Origin of the sequence: Campylobacter sp. RM6914, from assembly GCF_004803835.1 — a bacterium.
Lineage (GTDB): Bacteria > Campylobacterota > Campylobacteria > Campylobacterales > Campylobacteraceae > Campylobacter_A > Campylobacter_A californiensis.
Genome location: NZ_CP012545.1, coordinates 832,650 through 854,189, shown reverse-complemented (window position 1 = coordinate 854,189; position 21,540 = coordinate 832,650). Strand labels below are relative to the sequence as shown.

Below are 21,540 nucleotides of genomic sequence, written 5' to 3'. Positions count from 1 at the left end.
GGCTTATCCTTTTAGATTTGCATCTATCTTATACTCGCCAAGTTTTGCCCCCTTTGTGTCCATCACATGAACGGCACAAGCTATACAAGGGTCGTATGAGTGAATTTTACGCACGATCTCAAGTGGCTGTGTAACATCGGCTATCTTTAAACCGATCAAACACGCTTCATACGATCCCATTTGACCTTTGGCATCTTTTGGAGAGGCGTTCCATGTGCTAGGAACTACAGCTTGCCAGTTGGTTATGACGCCATCTTTTATGCGACACCAGTGACTTAGCGTTCCGCGTGGCACATGACCCATGTATCTGCCTTTATACTCTTTGTTTTTGTCTATAGAGTATTTAGCACATGTCTCACGGTCGGTTTTTAAATTTTCTATGAGGTTATTAAAGGCCGTGATAGTGTTATCGGTTATGATTTTAGCTTCAAGCATCCTTGTTGCAGTTCTACCAAGTGTTGATAAAACAGCACTTAAAGGAAGTCCCGTGTCTTTTAAAAATTTATCCACCACAGGCACTACGTATTTGTTTCCTTTTGCGTAATTAACTACGATATTTGCCAAAGGACCTACTTGCAGAGATTCTCCGCCGTATCTAGGCGCTTTTATCCAGCTATATTTACCTTTTGTGTTAAATAATTTAGAATGAACCATCCTACCGTCTTCGCCAATACTTTCACCATCAATTAAACCTGTGTATTTTGGATCGGTTTTGCCATCATACGGATGAAGTGCTTTGTCATCTTCATACCAAGCATGTGTGGCTTCTTCAGTTATAAGGCTCTCATCAACATCATAAACCTTGCTTAGATCGCCGTTTTTAATGATACCGCTTTCAAACAACCACTCGTTTGCGCCTATTTGAAATTCTTTAAATGTGTAAAGATTTGCTACACCGATATCATTTAGCACGCTAGGCTCGTTCGCATAGGCTTTTGCCGCCATAACTAAGTCCGGATAGTAAGCACGATTAACAAATTCCTGAATCTCTTTTAGTTTTGTTAGATATTCGCCTAGTCTTGCGGGGCTTTCGATATCCATAACGCAAGTTACACCGCCTACGGTTAAGCTTTGCGGATGTGGGTTTTTACCGCCAAATATCGCCATAAGTTGCGCTGCGATGCGTTGAATTCTTAAGCATTCAAGATAGTGCGAAAGAGCTATTAAATTTTCTTCAGGACTTAGTTTGTAAGTGCTATGTCCAAAATACGCATTTGCAAATGGTCCAAGGTTACCTTTAGCTGCAAATTCCCCTACTCTTTTTTGAACTTCTTTAAGCTTATCCTCCCCGCACGCATACGGTAGGTCTGTAAATTTAAACGCAACTTCGCTTGCTTTTTTAGGATCAGCGCTAAGAGCTGATATAACATCAACCCAGTCAAGCCCATGCAAGTGATAAAAATGAACAATATGGTCATGCACAAAAAGCGCTGCATTCATAAGAGTTCTTGTTAGTTGGGCATTTAAAGGAGGTGTTATGCCAAGTGCGTTTTCAACCGCGATAATACCTGCTTTATAGTGAGAATACGTGCAAACGCCACAAATTCTTTGAGTAAAAAACCCAACGTCTCTGGGATCACGTCCTTTTACTATCTGCTCTATACCACGCCAAAGTGTCGATCCAGAATACGCCTCTTTCACGACGTTATTATCATCAACAACAACCTCTACACGCAAGTGCCCCTCTATCCTAGTTATAGGATCTATGACAATCTTTCTTTCACTCATCGTTATCTCCTTTTTTCATAGCGGCTATTGCTGCGTGTGCTGCTATGCCAACGGCTGTTAGAGCTAAAATTCCAACTCCGATTTTATCGCTTACGGCGTCAGACCCAATACCAAACGGAGTGTTGTATAATCTATCTGCCATTGGCTCTTCAAACGGCCCCATAGTATCCCAAAAGTCAGGCTCACTGCAACCTATACAGCCATGTCCTGCCTGGATAGGCCATGATGTATGAGAGTTAAAGCGCTCGCGTGAACAGTTATTAAAAGTATATGGTCCTTTACAACCTACCTTGTATAGACAAAAGCCCTGTTTAGCACCTTCATCACCAAAGCTTTGCACAAACTCGCCGGCATCAAAGTGTCCGCGTCTTTCACAAAGGTCATGAATTCTAAGTCCATAAGCCCATTTTGGTCTGTTGTAAACATCAAGAGCAGGAAGAGTGCCAAATAATATAAAATGAAGCAGTGTTCCTACGATATTTTTCTCACTTGGAGGACAGCCGGGGACGTTTATAACTTGTTTTGAAGTGATAACGCTTAGCGCTTTTGAGTTGCTTGGATTTGGATGTGCGGCTTGAATTCCTCCAAAACTAGAGCAAGTTCCTATACTAAATATAGCCGCCGCATTTTCACAGGCATTTTGAGCTATCTGCTTACCCGTATGACCTTCGGCACCTATCGTTAGATAGTGTTCGGTAGCTCCGGTTGGGATAGCACCCTCCACCATCAAAATATAGCGGTTTTTATACTTTTTAATGGCATCGTGCAAATTTCTTTCAGCTTGATGACCTGCTGCGGCCATTAGAGTTTCATGATACTCAAGGCTAATATAGTCAAAAATAAGACTATCTATAGTTGGAGTATCACTCCTAAGAAGGCTTTCTGAGCAGCCCGTGCACTCGGCCATATGAAGCCAAATCACGGGCAGTCTATCACTAAGCTCGGCAGCTTTTGCAATACTTGGCGCAAAACTTGAAGGAAGTGCCATAAATGCGCTCATCGCACCTGCCCACTTCATGAAATCACGCCTAGAAAAACCTTTTTCTTTTAAACGTTTAGCAATAGAACCTTCTTGATTGATTCTTGGAATTTTAGAAAGTTCGAGCAATCTTTTGTTAATCCTTACAAGGACGTCATTCTCGGTCATTTTTACTCCTTTTATATAATGAGATAAAACTAACTGTGAAATATTACACATAGTTTTACTAAAAGGTTATTAAAAATTTTATTAGAGATAATATTTAAGAGAGGATTTATTAATATTTATTTTATGTTAATATTATTTTTTAGCATATTGCAAAGGGCTGCCGCAACAGCCCTAAAATTCGCTATTTCTTGGTGATTAAAATTTCATTTGCATTTGCTGAAATTTCTATCTCATCGCCACTTTCAAGCTCGTCTTTGAGTATCATTTCGGCAACATTATCCTCAACAAGCTCATACAGTGCGCGTCTTAGCGGTCTAGCGCCATAAACCGGGTCAAAACCGGCACTTGCGATAAATTTAGCCGCACTTATATCCAAATTTGCTTTTATATCGCGCTCGCCAAGTCTGTTTTGAAATTCTTTAAACATGATTTGCACGATACTTACAAGCCCATCTTCAGTTAGCGGATTAAAAATTATCATATCATCTAGGCGATTTAAAAATTCAGGTTTAAAGTAGTTTTTAAGCTCGTTTTTAACGGCTTTTTCTCGCTCTTCTCCCTCAAGATCCATGATAAAATTTGAAGCGATATTTGAGGTTAAGATAATGATAGTATTTTTAAAATCCACCGTAACACCTTTGTTATCGGTTGCTCGCCCATCGTCTAATATCCCAAGCAAGATATTAAACACATCTTTATGGGCCTTTTCTATCTCATCAAACAAGATCACGCTATAAGGACGACGTCTAACCGCTTCTGTTAGTTGCCCGCCCTCGTCGTATCCAACATATCCGGGAGGTGCGCCAAGTAGCCTTGAGACGCTATGCTTTTCCATGTATTCGCTCATGTCAAAACGTATAAGCGCCTTTTCATCGTCAAACAAAAATTTAGCAAGTGCCTTTGCCGACTGCGTTTTACCAACTCCCGTAGGACCTAAAAACAAGAACGACCCAATAGGTCTTGAACCTTCATTTAGCCCTGCTTTGTTACGTTTTATGGCACGTGAAAGCGCGTGCAAGGCAGCGTCTTGACCTATAACGCTTTTTTGCAAATGCCCTTCTATTTGTAGATATTTTTGTTTTTCGCTAGCTAACATTTTTGAAACAGCTATGCCTGTCCATTTGCTCAAAATTCCAGCAACAAGCTCTTCGTCTACTTGATTTTTAAGAAGCACGCCCTCTTTTTTCATGCTTTCCCATTTGCTTTCAAGCTCTTTTTGCTTGTTTGTTTCCTCTAAAATTTTGCCGTATTCTATCTCGGCTGCTTTTTGAAATTCTCCGTTTCGTCTTGCGATCTCAGCTTCATTTTTTAGACTATCGATCTGTTTTTTAGCATTTGAAATTCCGTTAAACACAGCCTTTTCATTTTCAAATTTTATATCTAAACTTTGTTTTTGCTCGTTTAAATTTGCGATCTCTTTTTCTATCTGCTCCAAACGAGCCGAATTTTTAGCCTCATCTTCCATTTTTAATGCTTCTTTTTCAACGGCAAGAGTTGAAATTTCACGCTTTACATGTGCTAGTTCGTATGGTTCGCTTTCTATTTGCATTTTTAGCTCAGCTGCTGCTTCATCTATAAGGTCGATGGCTTTATCAGGCAAAAATCGGTTTGATATATAGCGATCACTCAACTTTGCAGCTGCCACAAGCGCACTATCTGTTATGGTTACGCTATGATGGACTTCAAGTCTAGCTTTTATACCTCTTAAAATTTGTAAGGCCTCATTTACACTTGGCTCTTTTACGTCGATAGGTTGAAAACGACGTTGTAACGCCGCATCTTTTTCAAAATACTTACGATACTCTTTTAGCGTAGTTGCACCAACTGCGTGAAGTTCACCACGCGCTAAAGCCGGTTTTAGGATATTTGCCGCATCCATACTACCCTCGCTTGCACCAGCTCCTACGATGGTGTGAATTTCATCGATAAAAAGTATGATGTTTTCAGCCTTTTTAACCTCTTCTATAACGGCTTTTAATCTATCTTCAAATTCGCCGCGGTATTTTGCACCGGCGATTAACGCACTCATATCAAGAGCTATCACGCGTTTGTTTTGCAAACTTACAGGCACGTCTTTAGCGACTATCTTTTGAGCTAAGCCCTCAACTATTGCCGTTTTACCAACACCCGGCTCACCAAGTAAGATAGGGTTGTTTTTGCTTTTTCTTATTAAAATTTGCATCATCCTTGTTATTTCTTCATCACGACCGATAACCGGATCAAGTGCGCCCTCAAGAGCTTTCTTGCAAAGATCAACCCCGTATTTTTCTAAACTATCAAGTGTTTCGTCACTAGTTTGGGTATCTATCTTGCGACCTGCACGAATGGCTTCTAAATTTTTCTTTATCTCTAAAATATCGCAAAATTTAGACAAAATTCCTTTGATCGGTTCAACGTCTAAATTTGCCATTATCCACGTATCTACTGCCACAAAGCTATCTCCAAGGCTAGTCATAAGCCCTTTTGCACTCTCAAGAGAGTTTATCATATCACGTGAAATTTGGATATTTTCACGGCTTACGTTTGAGCTTGTAGGCAATGATGAAATAATGCTTTTTATCTCAAGCTCCACGGCTTCTTTTGAGATAGACATTTTGTTAAAAACTTGGTTTAAGATCGAACCACTATCCGTAACCAATCCCCAAAAAAGATGCAGTGGCACAACCTGTGAATTTTTAGAATGTATAGCTAAAGACGCGGCACTTTCTAAAGCGCTTGTCATTTGTGCTGTCAAATTCTCTGTTATGTTAGACATTCTTGGCTCCTTAATTTTATATTGGTTGTATTATATAACTTTAGTCTATTATTGTCAAGGTATTTTTATAAATTTAGCAGATAAAATATACGAGTGACAATATTTCCCTTTTTTATAATGCGTAGGAATTTTGAATTCATGCGACGATATTGCTAAAATTTAGCCATTTTTTAGGCAAAACCTACTAAAATTCCCAGTATTTAAATTCTAGGAGAAAAATTGAATAAAAAATTCATCTCACTTTTACTTTCTTCAGCACTTTTAGCAACTTCACTGACGGCTAAAAGCGATGATGATGCAAGTATTAGGATCGAAGCGCTTTCAAAACTAACAAAAACTATATCCACCGTTGAAAAATACTATGTTGATGATATAAAATTTAAAGAACTTATCGATAAAACCATAAGCGGTCTTATGCAAAATTTAGATGCACATTCGGGCTTTTTAAATGAAAAAGCTTTTAAGGATATGCAAGTCCAAACAAACGGCGAATTTGGCGGACTTGGCATAACTGTTGGTATAAAAGATAGCGCACTAACCGTTATCTCTCCTATCGAAGATACTCCGGCAGATAGAGCCGGTATAAAAGCAGGAGATATAATCCTGCGAATAGACGGCAATGCAACCATTGGAACAACGATAGATGAAGCCGTAAATAAAATGCGCGGTAAACCAAAAACTCCAATAACCATAACAATCGTAAGAAAAGGCGAGCAAAAGCCATTTGACGTAAAAATCATACGCGACATAATAAAAGTAGAGTCCGTATATGCTCGCATGATAGAAAAAGAAAACATCTTATATCTTAGGATAACAAATTTCGACAAAAACGTAGTCAGTAAAGCAAGCGAATTTCTTAAGAAATACCCTAAAGTAGACGGGGTTATAATGGATCTAAGAAATAATCCGGGCGGACTACTAAATCAAGCTGTCGGGCTAGTAGATCTTTTTGTAGATAAAGGCATCATAGTATCTCAAAAAGGTCGCGATAGTAATGAAAATGCCGAGTATAAAGCAAGCTCTAGTACCACGCTAAGCAGACTTCCTTTGGCCATTTTAGTAAACGGCGGTAGCGCAAGTGCTAGCGAGATAGTTAGTGGTGCGTTTCAAGATCACAAACGTGGTGTAGTAGTAGGAGAGAACACCTTTGGTAAGGGCAGCGTTCAAGTCATACTACCTATCGACGACACTGAAGCTCTTAGACTTACTATCGCTCGATATTATCTTCCAAGTGGCAGGACTATACAAGCAGTCGGTGTTACGCCTGATATAGTAGTCTATCCAGGTAAAGTACCGCAAAGCGAAAATAGTGCATTTGCAATAAAAGAAAGTGAGCTAAAAGCGCATTTACAAAGTGAATTAGATAAAATAGACGCAAGTGCCGAAGCAAATAAAACAGAAGCAAAAGATGATAAAACGATAATTTCTCAGAAAAAAATTGATGAAGATTTACAGTTAAAAACAGCCATTGACGTAGTAAAAGTTTTAAAAATAAAACAATAATTTTCAAGGAGTAGTGTATGGAAAAGAGAGAGTTGATTTACGAAGGTAAAGGCAAAAAGATGTATGCAACCGATGACGCAAATTTGCTCATCGCTGAATTTAAAGACGATTTGACCGCATTTAATGCTCAAAAAAGAGGTAAAGAAGACGGTAAAGGCGCCTTAAATAATAAAATAAGCACACAACTTTTTAAAATTTTAAAAGAAAAAGGCATAGCGACTCACCTTGTTGAAACACTTAGCGACACAGAGCAGCTTGTTAAAAAATGTGAAATAGTTCCTATAGAAGTTGTTGTTAGAAATATAGCAACCGGCTCTCTTTCAAAACGCCTTGGACTAAAAGAAGGCATGGTTTTACCGTTTACATTAGTTGAATTTTATTATAAAAATGACGAACTAAACGATCCTATCGTAACTGACGAACATTGTCTTGTTATGGGTCTTGTAAAAAGCGAAAAAGATCTTGAGACATTACGCCATATCGCTCGCGAAATAAACTCTATACTATTTAAATTCTTTGAAGCAAAAGGCTTAAAACTTGTTGACTTTAAGGTAGAATTTGGTATCGATAAAGACGGTAATATACTACTGGCTGATGAAATAAGCCCTGATAGCTGCCGCTTTTGGGATGCACAAACAAACGAAAAACTTGACAAAGATAGATTTAGACAAGGTATCGGCGAAGTAAAAGTCGCTTATGAAGAAGTTTTAAGAAGAATTTTATCGTAAGGCTAAAAATGAAAGCAGTTATAAATATAGCACTAAAAAACGGGGTCTTAGACCCTGCCGGCAAGGCAACAGAACATGCTCTTAGCTCACTAGGTTTTGCAAATGTATCTAATGTACGTATCGGAAAACAAGTTGTTTTAGATATAGACGCAACAGATAAAGAAGAGGCAAAAAAACAGCTTAAAACAATGTGTGAAGAGCTACTAGCAAATACCGTAATCGAAGATTTTGAGATAGTGCTATGAAAGTAGCGGTAGTTTTATTTCCCGGTTCAAATTGCGAAGTAGATACAAAATACGCATTTGATCTTCTAGGCTGTGATACGCAGATCGTATGGCATAAAGAGGATAAAATCGACGCTGATTTGATTGTTTTACCCGGTGGTTTTAGCTATGGAGATTACTTAAGAACAGCAGCCATCGCTAAATTTTCTCCTGCTATGAAAGCAGTCGTAGAACACGCTAAAAAAGGCGGCTACGTGCTTGGAATCTGCAATGGATTTCAGATGTTGCTCGAGCTTGGATTATTGCCAGGCGCTATGAGACGCAACGAAAGCATGAGTTTTATATCAAAATACCAACCACTAAAAGTTGTAGCAAATTCAAATAAATTTCTATCAAATTTAGAAGTTGGAGAGATAGTAAATATCCCTGTTGCACACGGCGAAGGTAATTATTTTACAGATGATAAAACCCTAAAAGAGATGTATCAAAACGAACAGGTGTTGCTAAAGTATTGTGACGAAAAAGGCAATGACGTTAATATCAACGGCTCTATCGATAGTATAGCAGGTATTTGCGACAAGAGTAAAAAGATCTTCGGCCTTATGCCGCATCCTGAGCGCGCTTGTGAAAAAATACTTAACTCAGACGATGGTCTAAAAATGCTAAAAGGACTAGTTTGGTAAAATTTTTTTCAATTTTACTACTTGTTTTAAACATAAATGCGGCTCAAAGGAGTGAGCCTAGCATTTTTGATATGATGGATGGCGACAGAGAAAAGACTATCCAAAGCACACCCAAAGAAGATGTGTCCTCGGCTACACCGCAACCACCTATTTCAAATCCTGACATAAGTCAAAAATTAGTCTCACCACAGCCAGAGCGCATAACCCCGGAACAAATGCGTAATATCATACCCACAAACGAACCAGATATTAGCATACCCGACTCTCAAATTTACGATAGCGTAAAAGCAAAAGACGTCATACTTAAAGCCGTAAATATGCCTAAAAATGCCATTATTGGCGAAATTTTTAGTGTTGACTTATTAGCTGATACTCAAAGTGACTTCGACTTTGAATTTACTACAACAGTCGATGAGACTAATATAAAATGGTTGAATTCCAAAAATTTAAAATGGATAAAAACAGATAATGGCGTATATACAACTACGCTTCATATGATAGCAAAAAGTATCGAGGCAAAAAGTCTTCGCGTAAGTCTTAATCTTAAAAGAAATAACCAAGACTATCAAAATGCAAATATAAACATCTTTCTTCCAAGGCTTAAAGAGCTAAGGTCTGATGAAAATTTCAACCACATAGTTGCAGACAGCCTGGAAGTAAAGAAATTTAAAACTACTAAATTTGATGATATAAACAATATCATGGTTGTTGAAATAGTAGGTAGAAATATCGACATAAGCGCCTTTGATATACAAAATAAAACCATTTTAAAGCAAGGCGTAGATACTATAGTTGGCGACTTTGGGCTTCAAAGTGCGTATTATTTTGCCGTATTTAAACCTAACAAAAAAAGTCTTGACTTCAACTACTATAACTTAAGTAGAAATAAATTCGAGAGCTTTTCTTTGCCTGTTAGTGTTGAGGATGACGATGTAAGCACTCAGATCGGGCTTAATCCAAAACAAAGCGAATTTAGCGCTTATAAAGATATTACCATTTATTCGTTTGCCGGGATATTTTTCCTTCTTGCCCTTTTAAGAAGAAAATTTAGTTATTTTTTCGTTGCGGCTATCTTTGTGGCGCTTGGAATTTATACTTACAATCCTTTTGGCAAAGCAACACTAAAACCAAACGTAAGCGTGAGTATTTTGCCTACGCAAAACTCGACTATATTCTACACTTCGCTTGCTCAAGAAAATGTTGAAATTTTAGGAGATAAAGATGACTACCGTAAAATTTTATTTAACGACGGAAAGATAGGCTGGGTAAAAAAAGATGATCTTTTCAAGAATTAAAGCCTTTTTTTATCTACTTCAATTCCTGCTTAGCGTTTCAGTTGTTGTATTTTTAATGTGGGTATTTAACGAAAGCAACCGTGCTATCAGACGAGCTTGGGCGAAATTGCAAAGAATTTGCGGACTTTATAGCTTAGAACTCGAAGGCGAATTTAGCGACGAAGCAAATATCTTACTTATAAACCATCAAAGCATGCTAGATATTATCGTTTTAGAAGAGCTTCATCCCAAAAACCTCTGCTGGATAGCAAAAGCTCAAATCGGTAAAATACCAATAATCGGTAAAATTTTAAGCCTGCCAAAGATGATATCCGTGGAACGCGAGAGCAAACACTCCCTCATAAAGCTGCTAAAAGATGCAGAAGATAGAGTAAAAAATGGTCGTGTTTTGGCGATATTTCCAGAAGGCACAAGGTCGTATTCTGGTAAGTTACTACCATTTAAAGGCGGCGCAAAGATAATAACCGAAAAGCTAAATTTAAAAGTCCAACCTATCGTAATAATAGGCACAGATATCCTAAATGTTAAAAAATTTAGCTTTAAAAACGGCAACATAAAAGTTATCTGTCTAGACACCATTGACACAAGCGACAAAGAGTGGCTTGAAAATACACGCTCAAAAATGCAAGCCGTACTTGATAAAGAGCGTGCAAATTTAAATGCTTAACTTAATCCTTGTTGGCTTTGGAGGTTTTTTCGGGGCTATTTTTAGATATGGTCTGGATATTTTGATAAATAAAATTTTTATCACATCCTTTCCATTATCCATACTCTTTATAAATTCACTAGGCAGCTTTTTTATAGGTGTTTTGTTTAGCCTAAAATTTGATCCCAGCTTAAAATTCTTTTTGATAACAGGTCTACTTGGTGGATTTACTACATTTTCTACTTTTAGCTATCAAACCGTTACGCTTTTTTCAAAAGATCCGATACTGGCTTTTGCAAATATATTTCTAAGTGTTTTTATGTGTATAACCTTTTGTTATCTTGGGGTTTTAGTAAGCAAAAATTTCATCTAAATGAAAACATATATCGTAATAGACCTAAAGTCATTTTACGCATCCGTAGAGTGCGTGGAGCTTGGACTTGATCCATTTAAGACAAATTTAGTAGTTGCGGACACAAGCAGAGGCGATGGCACGGTATGTCTTGCGGTTACTCCATATATGAAGGCTCAAGGCGTCAAAAATAGATGTCGCCTATACGAGATACCAAAAAATATCAAATACACAACCGTTGCCCCTCGCATGCAGTATTACATAGACTATGCGGCAAAAATTTATGGTATTTATCTAAAATACATCGCAAAAGAGGACATTTATGTCTACTCCATAGATGAAGCCTTTATGGATATTAGCGAGTATATTAAATTTTACTCTCTTGATGCAAGATCGCTAGCTAAAATGATAATGGAAGATATCTTTAAAACAACCGGCATAACAGCTGCTTGTGGGATCGGTACAAATTTATACCTAGCAAAGATCGCACTTGATATGCTTGCAAAGCATAGTGATGACAATATAGCGTTTTTAGATGAAAATTTATACAAAGAAAAGCTTTGGACACATAGGCCTCTTAGCGACTTTTGGCGCATAGGCAAACAAACAGAAGCAAAGCTAAACCGATATGGAATTTTTTGCATGAAAGACATGTCAATGGTTCCTTTAAATTTACTTGAAAAGATATTTGGCATAGACGCCTATATAGCTCTTGATCATGCAAATGGTATCGAGCCGATAACTATCGCTGACATAAAAGCATACAAGCCAAGCACAAGGTCTTTTTATAGCTCTGAAATTTTACCGCGTGATTATGAGTATTATGAAGCTTTAACTGTTATAAAAGAGATGAGCGATAGACTAAGCTTAAAGATGTTGGCGCAAAATGTCAAAGCCAGCGGAATTAGCATAGTGATAAAATTTGCCGATAAAAATCTTGGACACGAACGCGCTACGATAAGCTACCCTACTCCTACAAATATCACCAGCAAGATCATACAAAGCGTTGAGGATCTATATCTAAATAAAATCAAAAATTTAGGACTTATCAGGCAAATTAGCATAAGCGCAAACAATATCAAAAAAGATACTCAAGTAGAAAAAAGTCTTTTTGACGAGCAAGACGATAAAGAAAAAACTGCCTTAAAAGCCATAAATGCCATCAAGGATAAATTTGGCAAAAATGCCATCTTAAGAGCGATAGATCTTATGCCAGAAGCAACAGGGCGAGATAGAAACGAAAAAATCGGAGGGCATAAAAGCGGTGTCAAAGATAAAAAATGATAGAGCAAAAATTTTTAGCTCCTTTAATCCTCTGTCAACGCTAAGTAAAGCGCTTAGGGAACAAGAGAGACAAGCTAGTCAAAAGCTTGAAATAGACGAGGCAAAAGCCTATGAAAACTTAGAAATTTTAAGCACCTTAAAGCCTGGAGATAACATATCTCTTACCTACCATGACGGTTTTGACTGCATTCATTTAAGCGGACTTACTACACAGATAAATTTAAAACTACAAAAGATAAACATCGCAAAAACCGAGATAAATTTTAACGATATATACGATATAACTAAAAATAGTTAATAACATTGACATTACCACAGTCAATTTTAAAAATATTTTTAGCACATTACGATATAATCTGCTAAAAATTTAAAAAGGACATAAAATGGCAGACAAATTTGAATTTCAAACCGAAGTGAATGATCTGTTAAATTTAATGATACATTCACTATATTCCAACAAGGAAATTTTCCTTCGCGAACTTATCTCAAATGCAAGCGACGCACTAGATAAGCTAAACTACCTATCACTTACTGATGAAGCATATAAAAGTCTAAACTACACTCCACGCATAGATATAAGCGTCAACAAAGAGGCAAAAACACTAACAATCAGTGATAATGGTATAGGCATGAACAAAGATGAGCTTATCGCAAATTTAGGCACTATCGCAAGAAGCGGCACAAAAGGCTTTATGCAAAATTTAAGCGGAGATGCCAAAAAAGACAGCTCGCTCATAGGTCAGTTTGGCGTAGGTTTTTACTCTGCGTTCATGGTTGCAAACAAGATAGAAGTCGTTAGCAAAAAAGCGTTAAGCGACGAGGTAAACAAATGGACTTCAGACGCAAAAAGCTATGAAATTTCAAACAGTACAAAAGAATCACACGGCACAAGTATAACACTATATCTAAATGACGAAGAATTTGCCGATACTTGGAAGCTCGAAGGTATTATCAAAAAATACTCAAACCATATCCCGTATGCGATTTTTATGGACAAAGAGGAGTATGTAGCTCCAAGTGGTGATGAAAAAGAGGGCAAATACGAAACAAAAAACGTTCAAATAAACAAAGCAAGCGCTCTTTGGCGCATGAACAAAGCCTCGATAAAAACACAAGAATACAATGACTTTTATAAGCAAATCAGCCACGACAGTACCGATCCGCTTTTGCATATCCACACAAAAGCCGAAGGCAAGATCGAATATAGCACGCTGTTTTACGTGCCTGGTTCAGAGCCGTTTGATTTGTTTAGAGTTGATTACCAAAGCGGTGTAAAGCTCTATGTAAAGCGCGTTTTTATAACAGATGACGCAAAAGAGCTTCTACCTCCGTTTTTAAGATTTATCAGAGGCGTTATCGACGTAGAAGATCTACCTCTTAACGTAAGCCGTGAAATTTTACAAGAAAACGCCATCATGCGAAGCGTAAAAGAGCAAAGCGTGAAGAAAATTTTAAGCGAATTAGCTAAATTAAAAGAAAAAGATAGAGAAAAATACATAAAATTTTACACATTTTTCGGGAAAGTCCTAAAAGAGGCACTTTACGGCTTTGGTAATGACAAAGAGGCGGTTTTAGATCTTGTATTATTTAAATCAAGCAAACGAGATGGACTTATCAGCCTAAAAGAGTATAAAGAAGGTATGAAAGAGGATCAAAAAAGCATATATTACATAAGTGGAAACAGCGAAAATATGCTTAGAAATTCTCCACTTCTTGAAAGCTTTAAGAAAAACGATATAGAAGTGCTGATAATGGACGAAGAGATCGACACTATCGTTATGCCAATGACCAATGAATTTGATAAAATTCCTATGAAATCAATATCTCACGCAGATATAGACGATGAGATAAAAAGCGAAGAAAATAGCGTTGATGAAAGCAAACTGACAAATACGTTGGTTAAAATGCGTGAAATTTTAAAAGATGATGTTAAGGACGTAAAATTAAGCTCGCGCCTTAGCGACTCTGTTGCAGTGCTAATATATGATAAAAACGATCCTGATTTTGCTATGCAGATGATGTTAAAACAAATGGGCCAAAACGACCTACCTAAGGTAAAACCTATACTTGAGATCAATCCTAATCACGAAATTTTTACCAAATTAGAAACAAACGAGTTAATGATAAATGATATCTCTCGCCTGCTTCTTGATATGGCAAAGATAAATGAGGGTATGAACATAGAAGATCCTGCTCAATTTAGCAAAATCTTAACCAAAATAATGACAAAAGCGATATAGCGGCATATATTTGGCTCTATTTTGGAGCCAAATATGCTACAATTTGCAAAAATTTAAAGGAATTTCATGAACGCTTATGTTGCTATTTTGATCGCTCTACTTGCACTAGTCATCGCTTTTATAAGCATCTACAACTCGCTAATCGCAAAAAGAAATCAGGTAAAAAATATCCGTGCAAGCATTGATGCTGCACTTAAAAATCGCTACGATCTTATACCAAATTTGGTTTCAAGCGTTAGTCGATATGCAGAACACGAGAACGAACTTTTAACAAAAGTAACAGAGCTTAGAAGTAAAGCCATGAATGCAAATGAGAGTGAAAATTTAAAGATAAATAATGAGCTTAGCTCGACACTTGGCGGCATAAAAATACTTTCTGAAGCCTATCCCGAGCTAAAAGCAAACGAAAATTTCATAGAGCTTCAAAAGAGCCTAAATGAGATAGAAGCCCAGCTAAGTGCCGCAAGAAGAGCCTATAACTCTGCCGTGATGATTTACAACAACGCACTTGAGATGTTTCCTAGCAATATTGTCGCTTCTTGGTTCAAATTTAGCCCTAAAGAATTTTTTCAAGCACCTCAAAACGAACAAAATACGCCTGATGTAAAAGATCTTTTTAAGCGAGATTAAGATCGAAAATTTAAATTCATACATTACAGATATTAAAGCAGAGCAGATAGCTGTTTTTAAAAAGCGCAAAAACGCCCTAATACTAGCTGTCTGCGTGGCTGTATTATCATTTTTATTTTTTCATTTTTATGCTCATGCTTTTGGTTTTAATAAACTAGGAGCTTTTATATTTAGCACTATCGCTATCGTCTTTGCCTTTAATTTCTATGTTTCAAAAATTTCCAAAAGCGTAAAAGTTGAGTTTAAAAGCAAAATAATGCCGATCATAATTAAAGATATCAACCCTGATCTAGTCTATGAAAAAGATAAATTTATAACAAAAAACGAGTTTTTATCTACAGAAATTTATAGTTCCGATATATCATTTTATGGCGGAAATGATCTAGTAAATGGCAAAGTAGATGATATTTTGGTTAAATTTAGTGATGCTTTGGTTAAAAGAGTGCAAAAAAACATACAAAACGGTAAAGAGATAAAAAAAGAGATTGTTGTGTTTCAAGGGGTGCTTTTTATCGCTAAATTTAATAAAAAAATAAATTCTATCACTCAAATAATAGACAAAAAAGCAAATTTCATAAAAACAAACGGCGATAGAGCCTATATGGACGATGCTACTTTTGAAAGCCATTTTAAAACCTACACAAATGATCAAATAAACGCTCGTTATCTTTTAACACCAAAATTTATGCAGGATTTTTGCGAGCTAAAAAGAATTTTTAAAGCTCAAATTTGTGCTGTTTTGAAAGACGAATTTATTTATATTTACATAAATTTAGGCAAAGACAGCTTCGAGCTTGATATGAAAAATACACTAGATCAAGACAATTTAAACGCTTACAAAAAAGAGATTACCACATTTTTGGATATAGTTAAAAATTTAAATTTAAACAACAATTTATTTTGTAACTAAAAATACAAAAATTTTTTAAAACAGAACAAAATTCAGTAAAAATTTATTATTCTTATATTACTATTAAAAAATAGATTTACTTTATTTTTCAAAGGAGTTTATATGAGAAAGTTATTTTTCGTTGCATTAGCGATAGTCACACTCGGTCTTTTTGGTCTAAATGCTGCTGATATTTCAGCCAAAGACTTAAAGCAGCCTAAACTTGAGCTTGCCTTTATGATAGATATAGAGGTTGAAAAGCCGCTTGTTGTCGGCAAAGATGACGAACACGGCTTAAGAAGACTCATATATATAAAAGGCGGTAAAGTAAGCGGTAAACTAAACGGAGAGGTCTTGCCTTACGGTGTAGATAGTCAAGTCGTTCGCCCTGACGGACTTACGGAACTTACCGCAAGATACGCCATAAAGCTTGATGACGGGGCTCAAATTTATATTGATAATAGCGGTATGAGACATATAACAGACCCTGAAGTTGCAAAAGAGGCTGCACAAGGCAAGATCGTGGATCCAAAATATGTCTACTTTGCAACCGTAACAAAATTTGAAACTTACGATGCAAAATACAAATGGATGGAAAGAGCGATATTTGTTTGCTATGCTGTAAGGCTACCTGATAAAGTTTTATTAAACTTTTATGAAGTTAAATGATAAAAATTAATATAAAATTTTTAATTTTTACTTTTATTTCCATATTTATCTCAGGGTGCGCAAATGTTTCGCACCCTACTTTGCAAGAACCAAAACTTAAATACACATTTAGTATACTTATCAATTCAAACAAAGAAAGACTATGTCTTGGAGATAACGAAAGAATTTTCGTACCATTTACACTTAAGGTAAGCGGTAAAATAAACGGTGTCGCCATGCCTTATGGAGTTGACATCCAAAAGCAAAAAGAAAACGGCATAAAAGAAATTTCCGCCAGATATGCCATACTTTTAGATGATGGTGAAACGATATACATACAAAATGAAGGCATGATACATAAAAAGAATGATGGATCTCGATACTTTGTTACAGTGCCAAAATTTGAAGCTTACTCTAAAAAATACAAATGGATACAACAAGCCATATTTATCGGTTACGCGGTATCCACTCCACAAGGAACGCTTCTTAGCTTTTATGAGCTAAAATGATTAAATTCCTGCCTTTGCCATGCCTGCTTCTATCAAAAAGCAACTTGGTTGATAATTTATCTTTTTTATCTTATCAAATTTAGCATAGCTTAGATAAAGCTCGTTTCTAGCTCTGGTGACTGCGACGTAAAAAAGCCTTCGCTCCTCTTCAAGCGAACCGCCCATGCTCATTAGCTTTAAATTTGGAAAACGATTTTGCGCAAGATCAACTATAAATACCTGGTCAAACTCAAGCCCTTTACTTGCATGAACACTAAGCAAGCTCACACCCTCCCCCTCGCTCATCTCATTGCTTCCAAGCGTTATAAAGTTATAAAATTTTTCCATATCATGATAGTTTTTAGACAGCTCGGCTAAGACTACGGACTTTCTCATTATGCGCTCTTTTGCCTCGTTAAATAACGACGGGTCAACATTACCGTTTTTCAGTGTAGCTCGTTTTGTGGCGATATTTTGCACGATAAGCTCGTAAATTTTGCTATCTCTTATCTCGTTTATCAGCGATGTTGGACGAGTTATACGTTTTGCGCGGAGTAAGAAATTATAAATTTCATATAAAAATATCGCTCCATTTTCGCTTAATTTTTGCATCTTGAGTATAGGGTGGGATAGAAATTTATCACTAAATTTAAGTGATGAAAAACGCGACACATCGGCAAATTCGTCTATGTCATCAAAAAGCCCTAGTTGGTAGTTGCGTCTTTTATTGCTTTGTATGTTTACATTTTCATCAGGATTTAAAAGCCCCTCAACAAGGCTTCCATGTCCTAATTTTACAAGTGCGTCAAAAAGCTCCTTGCTAACCGCACTTCCAACACCTTTGGCATATTCGCAGATATGTATAAAAGCCATTATGTCTTTTGGGTTTATCACAACACCCATGATATCAACAAGCGCCTTTATCTCTCTACTTTCAAAAAAACTTATCCCACCCTTACGTTTTGAGCTTATCCCTCGCTCTTTTAACGCGACTTCAAGGCCGTCCGCGCTTGAGTTGTTTCGAAAGATTATCGCGATATTTTGACGTGAAAACGGCGAGAGAGAGATGATATCTGCGATATTTACGTATTGTTCGAAAAGTTCATTATAAACAAGCAATGTCGGAGCTTTAAAATTTCCCTCTCTGCTTACTATTAAATTTTTCTCGTAAAGGCGCGGATTGTTTGATATTACTTTATTTGCAAGAGCAAGTATGGACGAGCTGGAGCGATAATTTACATTTAGTGCGTATATATTTGCATCTAAAAATCTATCCTTAAAAGAGCCGATGATCTCGATATTTGCACCATTAAAGGCATAAATACTTTGGTCAAAATCCCCAACACAAAAGATGCTTTTTGTTTTAAACGCGCTTATAAGCGAGCCTTGGAGAGTGTTTGTGTCTTGGTATTCGTCTATTAAAATTTCATCATAATTAATTTGAGCATTATTTTTTAGCTCGTTTCTCATATTTATAAGCAAGTCATTAAAGTCAGCGTATGAAAATTTACGCTTCTCGCTTTCGAATTCTTCTAAAACATCTTCATAAATTTCAGCATAAACGCCCTGTTCATCGCTTTTTTGCACTATCCAGTCGGCAAAGCTTATATCGCTTACGCTGTTTTGATAAAGCGAATACATGTCATAAAGATATGCGCCGCCATATGGTTTTACATCGCTTAAGTGATGAAATTTACGTCGCTCAACTAAGCTTTTTAGTAAAATTTTAAGCTCACCCGGTTGCTTTAGTATAACTCCTTTATTTAACGACTTAAGTAGCGTGTATGAGACGGAGTGAAATGTCCCTGCCGTGACTTTAGCGGTGATTTTTTTGTCAAAATACCGCTCTAGTCGCTCTATCATCTCGCTTGCAGCCTTGTTTGTAAACGTAAGAAGTAAAATTTTCTCAGGTAAAACGCCCAAATTTAAAAGATGTGCTATGCGAGCTACGATAGTGCTGGTCTTTCCCGTTCCTGCACTTGCGATTACCAGGTTATGACCAAACGGTGCGGTTGCGGCGGTGTATTGTTCTTTATTTAGTTTACTTAACGGCATGATGACTCCAAAAAGGCGTGATTATACCTAAAGTGAGTTAAAAATAAGATATAATCACGCAATGAATAAAACATTGCCAAGAGCTTTAAAATTCCTAAAATTTACGGTGTCTTTTTTTGCTATTTTGTTTGTGGCGTTTATGCTTTTTGACGCACTTTTTCCGTTAAATTTAGATAAATTAAACAAAGATGACTCCAAGGTTGTTTATGATAAAAACGGCGAAATTCTACGCATGAAGCTCGCAAGTGACGGAGCTTGGAGGTTTCACACACATGAAGTTCCTGAAATTTTGAAAAAAAGCGTTTTACTTTTTGAAGATAAATTTTACTACTATCATTTTGGCGTTAATCCCCTCTCGATAATTCGCGCTAGTTTTTACAACATAACGCACAAAAACCGCATAGGAGCCAGCACGATAACTATGCAAGTAGCAAGGATGCTTGAAGCCAATGAGCGAACTTACGCAAATAAAATCAAAGAAATTTTTCGCGCTTTTCAACTCGAATGGCATTTTAGTAAAGATGAGATTTTAAATTTATACTTTAATCTAGCTCCTTACGGGGGCAATATCGAGGGCGTAAAAGCTGCGGCTAGGTTTTATTTTAATAAAAATTTATCACAATTAAGCTACGCTCAGATCGCACTTTTGACCACAATACCCAAAAATCCAAACAAAAATCGCCTTGATAAAAAATCAGACATAAACACACTAAAAAACCGCGTCGCTAAACTGCTTTTTGATGCAGGTATCATCGACCTTAGTGCACTTAAGCGTGCTCAAAATGAGCCTTTTGTAAATACTCGCTTAAATGCCCCCTTTCATGCTCCAAGCTACACCGATGTCGCTTTTAAAAACGGTATCACAAACTCAAATTTAAATTTAGAATTTCAAAACGATCTATTAAACATCTTAAATCAAACCATGTTCAAACTCAAGCAAAATGGCGCAAATAACGCCTCAGCCGTCTTGATAGATAATAAAAAAATGAGTGTCGTAGCCTTTATCGGCTCACACGATCAAAGCTCAAAAGACGGCAAAAACTCTAGCCTAAATATGAAACGAAATGTCGGTAGCACACTAAAGCCCTTTATCTACTCGCTTGCCCTTGATAGCGGACTTATCACTCCAAAAAGCGAGCTTATAGACACGCAAATTTACATAAACGAGTATGTTCCTAGAAATTTTAACGACGACTTTTTGGGTAAAGTAAGCGCAAAAGACGCGCTAGGTCTTAGTCTAAATATCCCCGCCGTAAATTTAAATCAAAAACTTGGCGATAACTCACTTTATGAACTACTTGAAAAGATAAATTTAATAGACAACAAAAAGGAATTTTACGGAGCTTCCATAGCGCTTGGAAGTCCTGAAATAAGCCTTTTAAACCTCACTCGTCTTTATACGATATATGCAAATGGCGGCAAGCTTTTACCGCTTGAGTTTGCAGGTGAATTTGTAAATAACCAAAATGAAATTTTAAACCTCATAAGCCCTCAAAGTGCTTATCTGAGCGCAAAAATGATGAGCGAAGCAAGTAGGGGCATCTTAAAAAATGCATGGCAATACGCCCAAAATACACCAACCATCGCATTTAAAACAGGTACAAGCCATAACTCGCGAGATCTATATGCGCTGGGAGTTGATCAAAACTATACTCTTGGAATTTGGATAGGAAATTTTAACGGCGAGAAGACGAGTAGATTAACAGGCTTAAATGACGCTAGTTCGGTTGTGTTTGACATGTTTAAGTTGCTTTCTCAAAAAGAAAAACTAAATTTCATGCAAAAACCAGACGGCATAGTTCTAGCTCCAACATGCCTTGATAGTTTTGAGTTTAAAGAATGTAAAAATATGCAACAAGATGAGCAAATTCTCGGTGTTTGGCCTCAAAACAAATGTCAAAATTTAAGAAGTGAAGAGCTTGATTTTATGTATAAAAACGGATTTTTAAACAAAAATGATATCGCACAAAGTCCTTGTGCTAAGTTTTTACGAGATAAAGCTCCGATCTTTGCCTCTTTATATGATGGTCAAATCTTCATAAATGATAATAATCAAACCAAAGTTATGATAAAATGTTACGCTTATTTAGGAGATGAAATTTACATCACGCTTGGTAACGGCGAATTTATCAAACGCCAAAGTGCAAGCGAAAATATCGTTAGTTTGGCGACAGGTCAGCACCGCATAGGATGTCTTGATGAAAATTCAAACTACAAAGAGATAAAGATAGAGATAAGGAGATAG

General features: G+C 36.8%; 19 protein-coding genes. 15 read left to right on the top strand and 4 right to left on the bottom strand.

What is annotated here, in order from left to right; all coding sequences use genetic code 11:
- Window positions 1–3: 3 nt before the first annotated feature.
- The 3 genes from CCAL_RS04440 to CCAL_RS04430 form a co-directional block, all read right to left on the bottom strand.
- Window positions 4–1,728 (bottom strand): nickel-dependent hydrogenase large subunit, encoded by a 1,725-nt coding sequence (locus CCAL_RS04440; RefSeq protein WP_170016045.1) that lies wholly within the window; start codon window positions 1,726–1,728, stop codon window positions 4–6.
- Window positions 1,721–2,875, bottom strand: a complete 1,155-nt coding sequence (locus CCAL_RS04435; RefSeq protein WP_170016043.1) for a hydrogenase small subunit — start codon at window positions 2,873–2,875, stop codon at window positions 1,721–1,723. The genes CCAL_RS04440 and CCAL_RS04435 overlap by 8 nt, the downstream gene beginning before the upstream one ends.
- A 181-nt stretch (window positions 2,876–3,056) precedes the next feature.
- Complete coding sequence (locus CCAL_RS04430; RefSeq protein WP_170016041.1) at window positions 3,057–5,630, bottom strand: ATP-dependent Clp protease ATP-binding subunit; 2,574 nt, start codon at window positions 5,628–5,630, stop codon at window positions 3,057–3,059.
- 219 nt (window positions 5,631–5,849) lie between these two features.
- On the opposite strand from CCAL_RS04430, the gene CCAL_RS04425 reads away from it, so the two are divergent.
- The 14 genes from CCAL_RS04425 (at window position 5,850) to CCAL_RS04360 (ending at window position 17,261) form a co-directional block, all read left to right on the top strand.
- Window positions 5,850–7,133 (top strand): S41 family peptidase, encoded by a 1,284-nt coding sequence (locus CCAL_RS04425; protein ID WP_194239105.1) that lies wholly within the window; start codon window positions 5,850–5,852, stop codon window positions 7,131–7,133.
- A gap of 17 nt (window positions 7,134–7,150) precedes the next feature.
- Window positions 7,151–7,861: a phosphoribosylaminoimidazolesuccinocarboxamide synthase gene (gene purC / locus CCAL_RS04420; RefSeq protein WP_170016039.1), complete on the top strand. Its 711-nt coding sequence runs from the start codon at window positions 7,151–7,153 to the stop codon at window positions 7,859–7,861.
- A gap of 8 nt (window positions 7,862–7,869) precedes the next feature.
- The gene (purS, locus tag CCAL_RS04415) at window positions 7,870–8,106 is read left to right on the top strand and encodes a phosphoribosylformylglycinamidine synthase subunit PurS (RefSeq protein ID WP_169935952.1); all 237 of its coding nucleotides are present in this window, start codon (window positions 7,870–7,872) and stop codon (window positions 8,104–8,106) included.
- Window positions 8,103–8,768, top strand: coding sequence for a phosphoribosylformylglycinamidine synthase I (gene purQ / locus CCAL_RS04410; RefSeq protein WP_169935954.1), 666 nt, complete (start codon window positions 8,103–8,105; stop codon window positions 8,766–8,768). The genes purS and purQ overlap by 4 nt, the downstream gene beginning before the upstream one ends.
- A complete protein-coding gene (locus tag CCAL_RS04405; RefSeq protein ID WP_170016037.1) occupies window positions 8,762–10,063 on the top strand; it encodes an SH3 domain-containing protein in 1,302 nt (433 codons plus the stop codon). Before purQ ends, CCAL_RS04405 begins: the two co-directional genes overlap by 7 nt.
- On the top strand, window positions 10,044–10,730 hold the full coding sequence (locus CCAL_RS04400) for a lysophospholipid acyltransferase family protein (protein WP_170016035.1): 687 nt from the start codon (window positions 10,044–10,046) through the stop codon (window positions 10,728–10,730). Before CCAL_RS04405 ends, CCAL_RS04400 begins: the two co-directional genes overlap by 20 nt.
- Entirely contained in the window at window positions 10,723–11,082 is a 360-nt protein-coding gene (locus CCAL_RS04395; protein ID WP_170016033.1) for a fluoride efflux transporter FluC, read from the top strand. The genes CCAL_RS04400 and CCAL_RS04395 overlap by 8 nt, the downstream gene beginning before the upstream one ends.
- On the top strand, window positions 11,083–12,345 hold the full coding sequence (locus tag CCAL_RS04390; RefSeq protein WP_170016031.1) for a Y-family DNA polymerase: 1,263 nt from the start codon (window positions 11,083–11,085) through the stop codon (window positions 12,343–12,345). It begins immediately after the preceding gene.
- Window positions 12,326–12,643, top strand: coding sequence for a YolD-like family protein (locus CCAL_RS04385; protein WP_236860494.1), 318 nt, complete (start codon window positions 12,326–12,328; stop codon window positions 12,641–12,643). Before CCAL_RS04390 ends, CCAL_RS04385 begins: the two co-directional genes overlap by 20 nt.
- Before the next feature lie 85 nt (window positions 12,644–12,728).
- On the top strand, window positions 12,729–14,585 hold the full coding sequence (gene htpG, locus CCAL_RS04380) for a molecular chaperone HtpG (protein WP_169971740.1): 1,857 nt from the start codon (window positions 12,729–12,731) through the stop codon (window positions 14,583–14,585).
- 66 nt (window positions 14,586–14,651) lie between these two features.
- Entirely contained in the window at window positions 14,652–15,215 is a 564-nt protein-coding gene (locus CCAL_RS04375; protein ID WP_170016029.1) for a LemA family protein, read from the top strand.
- A gap of 94 nt (window positions 15,216–15,309) precedes the next feature.
- Window positions 15,310–16,125: a DUF3137 domain-containing protein gene (locus CCAL_RS04370; protein WP_170016028.1), complete on the top strand. Its 816-nt coding sequence runs from the start codon at window positions 15,310–15,312 to the stop codon at window positions 16,123–16,125.
- 102 nt (window positions 16,126–16,227) lie between these two features.
- Window positions 16,228–16,773: a DUF3237 domain-containing protein gene (locus CCAL_RS04365; RefSeq protein WP_169935970.1), complete on the top strand. Its 546-nt coding sequence runs from the start codon at window positions 16,228–16,230 to the stop codon at window positions 16,771–16,773.
- Window positions 16,774–16,853: 80 nt separating this feature from the next.
- The gene (locus CCAL_RS04360; protein ID WP_228026734.1) at window positions 16,854–17,261 is read left to right on the top strand and encodes a DUF3237 family protein; all 408 of its coding nucleotides are present in this window, start codon (window positions 16,854–16,856) and stop codon (window positions 17,259–17,261) included.
- Here the strand turns inward: CCAL_RS04360 and CCAL_RS04355 are convergent, their stop codons facing one another.
- Window positions 17,262–19,295: an ATP-dependent helicase gene (locus CCAL_RS04355; protein ID WP_170000132.1), complete on the bottom strand. Its 2,034-nt coding sequence runs from the start codon at window positions 19,293–19,295 to the stop codon at window positions 17,262–17,264.
- A 61-nt stretch (window positions 19,296–19,356) separates the two neighbouring features.
- Here CCAL_RS04355 and pbpC point away from each other — a divergent pair, with 61 nt between their 5' ends.
- Entirely contained in the window at window positions 19,357–21,540 is a 2,184-nt protein-coding gene (gene pbpC, locus CCAL_RS04350) for a penicillin-binding protein 1C (protein ID WP_170016024.1), read from the top strand.

Bases quoted from the DNA above. Each gene is read 5' to 3' on its own strand.
- CCAL_RS04440 (WP_170016045.1), bottom strand. From the start codon at position 1,728: ATGAGTGAAAGAAAGATTGTCATAGATCCTATAACTAGGATAGAGGGG.
- CCAL_RS04435 (WP_170016043.1), bottom strand. From the start codon at position 2,875: ATGACCGAGAATGACGTCCTTGTAAGGATTAACAAAAGATTGCTCGAA.
- CCAL_RS04430 (WP_170016041.1), bottom strand. From the start codon at position 5,630: ATGTCTAACATAACAGAGAATTTGACAGCACAAATGACAAGCGCTTTA.
- purC (WP_170016039.1), top strand. From the start codon at position 7,151: ATGGAAAAGAGAGAGTTGATTTACGAAGGTAAAGGCAAAAAGATGTAT.
- purS (WP_169935952.1), top strand. From the start codon at position 7,870: ATGAAAGCAGTTATAAATATAGCACTAAAAAACGGGGTCTTAGACCCT.
- purQ (WP_169935954.1), top strand. From the start codon at position 8,103: ATGAAAGTAGCGGTAGTTTTATTTCCCGGTTCAAATTGCGAAGTAGAT.
- CCAL_RS04400 (WP_170016035.1), top strand. From the start codon at position 10,044: ATGATCTTTTCAAGAATTAAAGCCTTTTTTTATCTACTTCAATTCCTG.
- CCAL_RS04395 (WP_170016033.1), top strand. From the start codon at position 10,723: ATGCTTAACTTAATCCTTGTTGGCTTTGGAGGTTTTTTCGGGGCTATT.
- CCAL_RS04390 (WP_170016031.1), top strand. From the start codon at position 11,083: ATGAAAACATATATCGTAATAGACCTAAAGTCATTTTACGCATCCGTA.
- htpG (WP_169971740.1), top strand. From the start codon at position 12,729: ATGGCAGACAAATTTGAATTTCAAACCGAAGTGAATGATCTGTTAAAT.
- CCAL_RS04375 (WP_170016029.1), top strand. From the start codon at position 14,652: ATGAACGCTTATGTTGCTATTTTGATCGCTCTACTTGCACTAGTCATC.
- CCAL_RS04365 (WP_169935970.1), top strand. From the start codon at position 16,228: ATGAGAAAGTTATTTTTCGTTGCATTAGCGATAGTCACACTCGGTCTT.
- CCAL_RS04355 (WP_170000132.1), bottom strand. From the start codon at position 19,295: ATGCCGTTAAGTAAACTAAATAAAGAACAATACACCGCCGCAACCGCA.
- pbpC (WP_170016024.1), top strand. From the start codon at position 19,357: ATGAATAAAACATTGCCAAGAGCTTTAAAATTCCTAAAATTTACGGTG.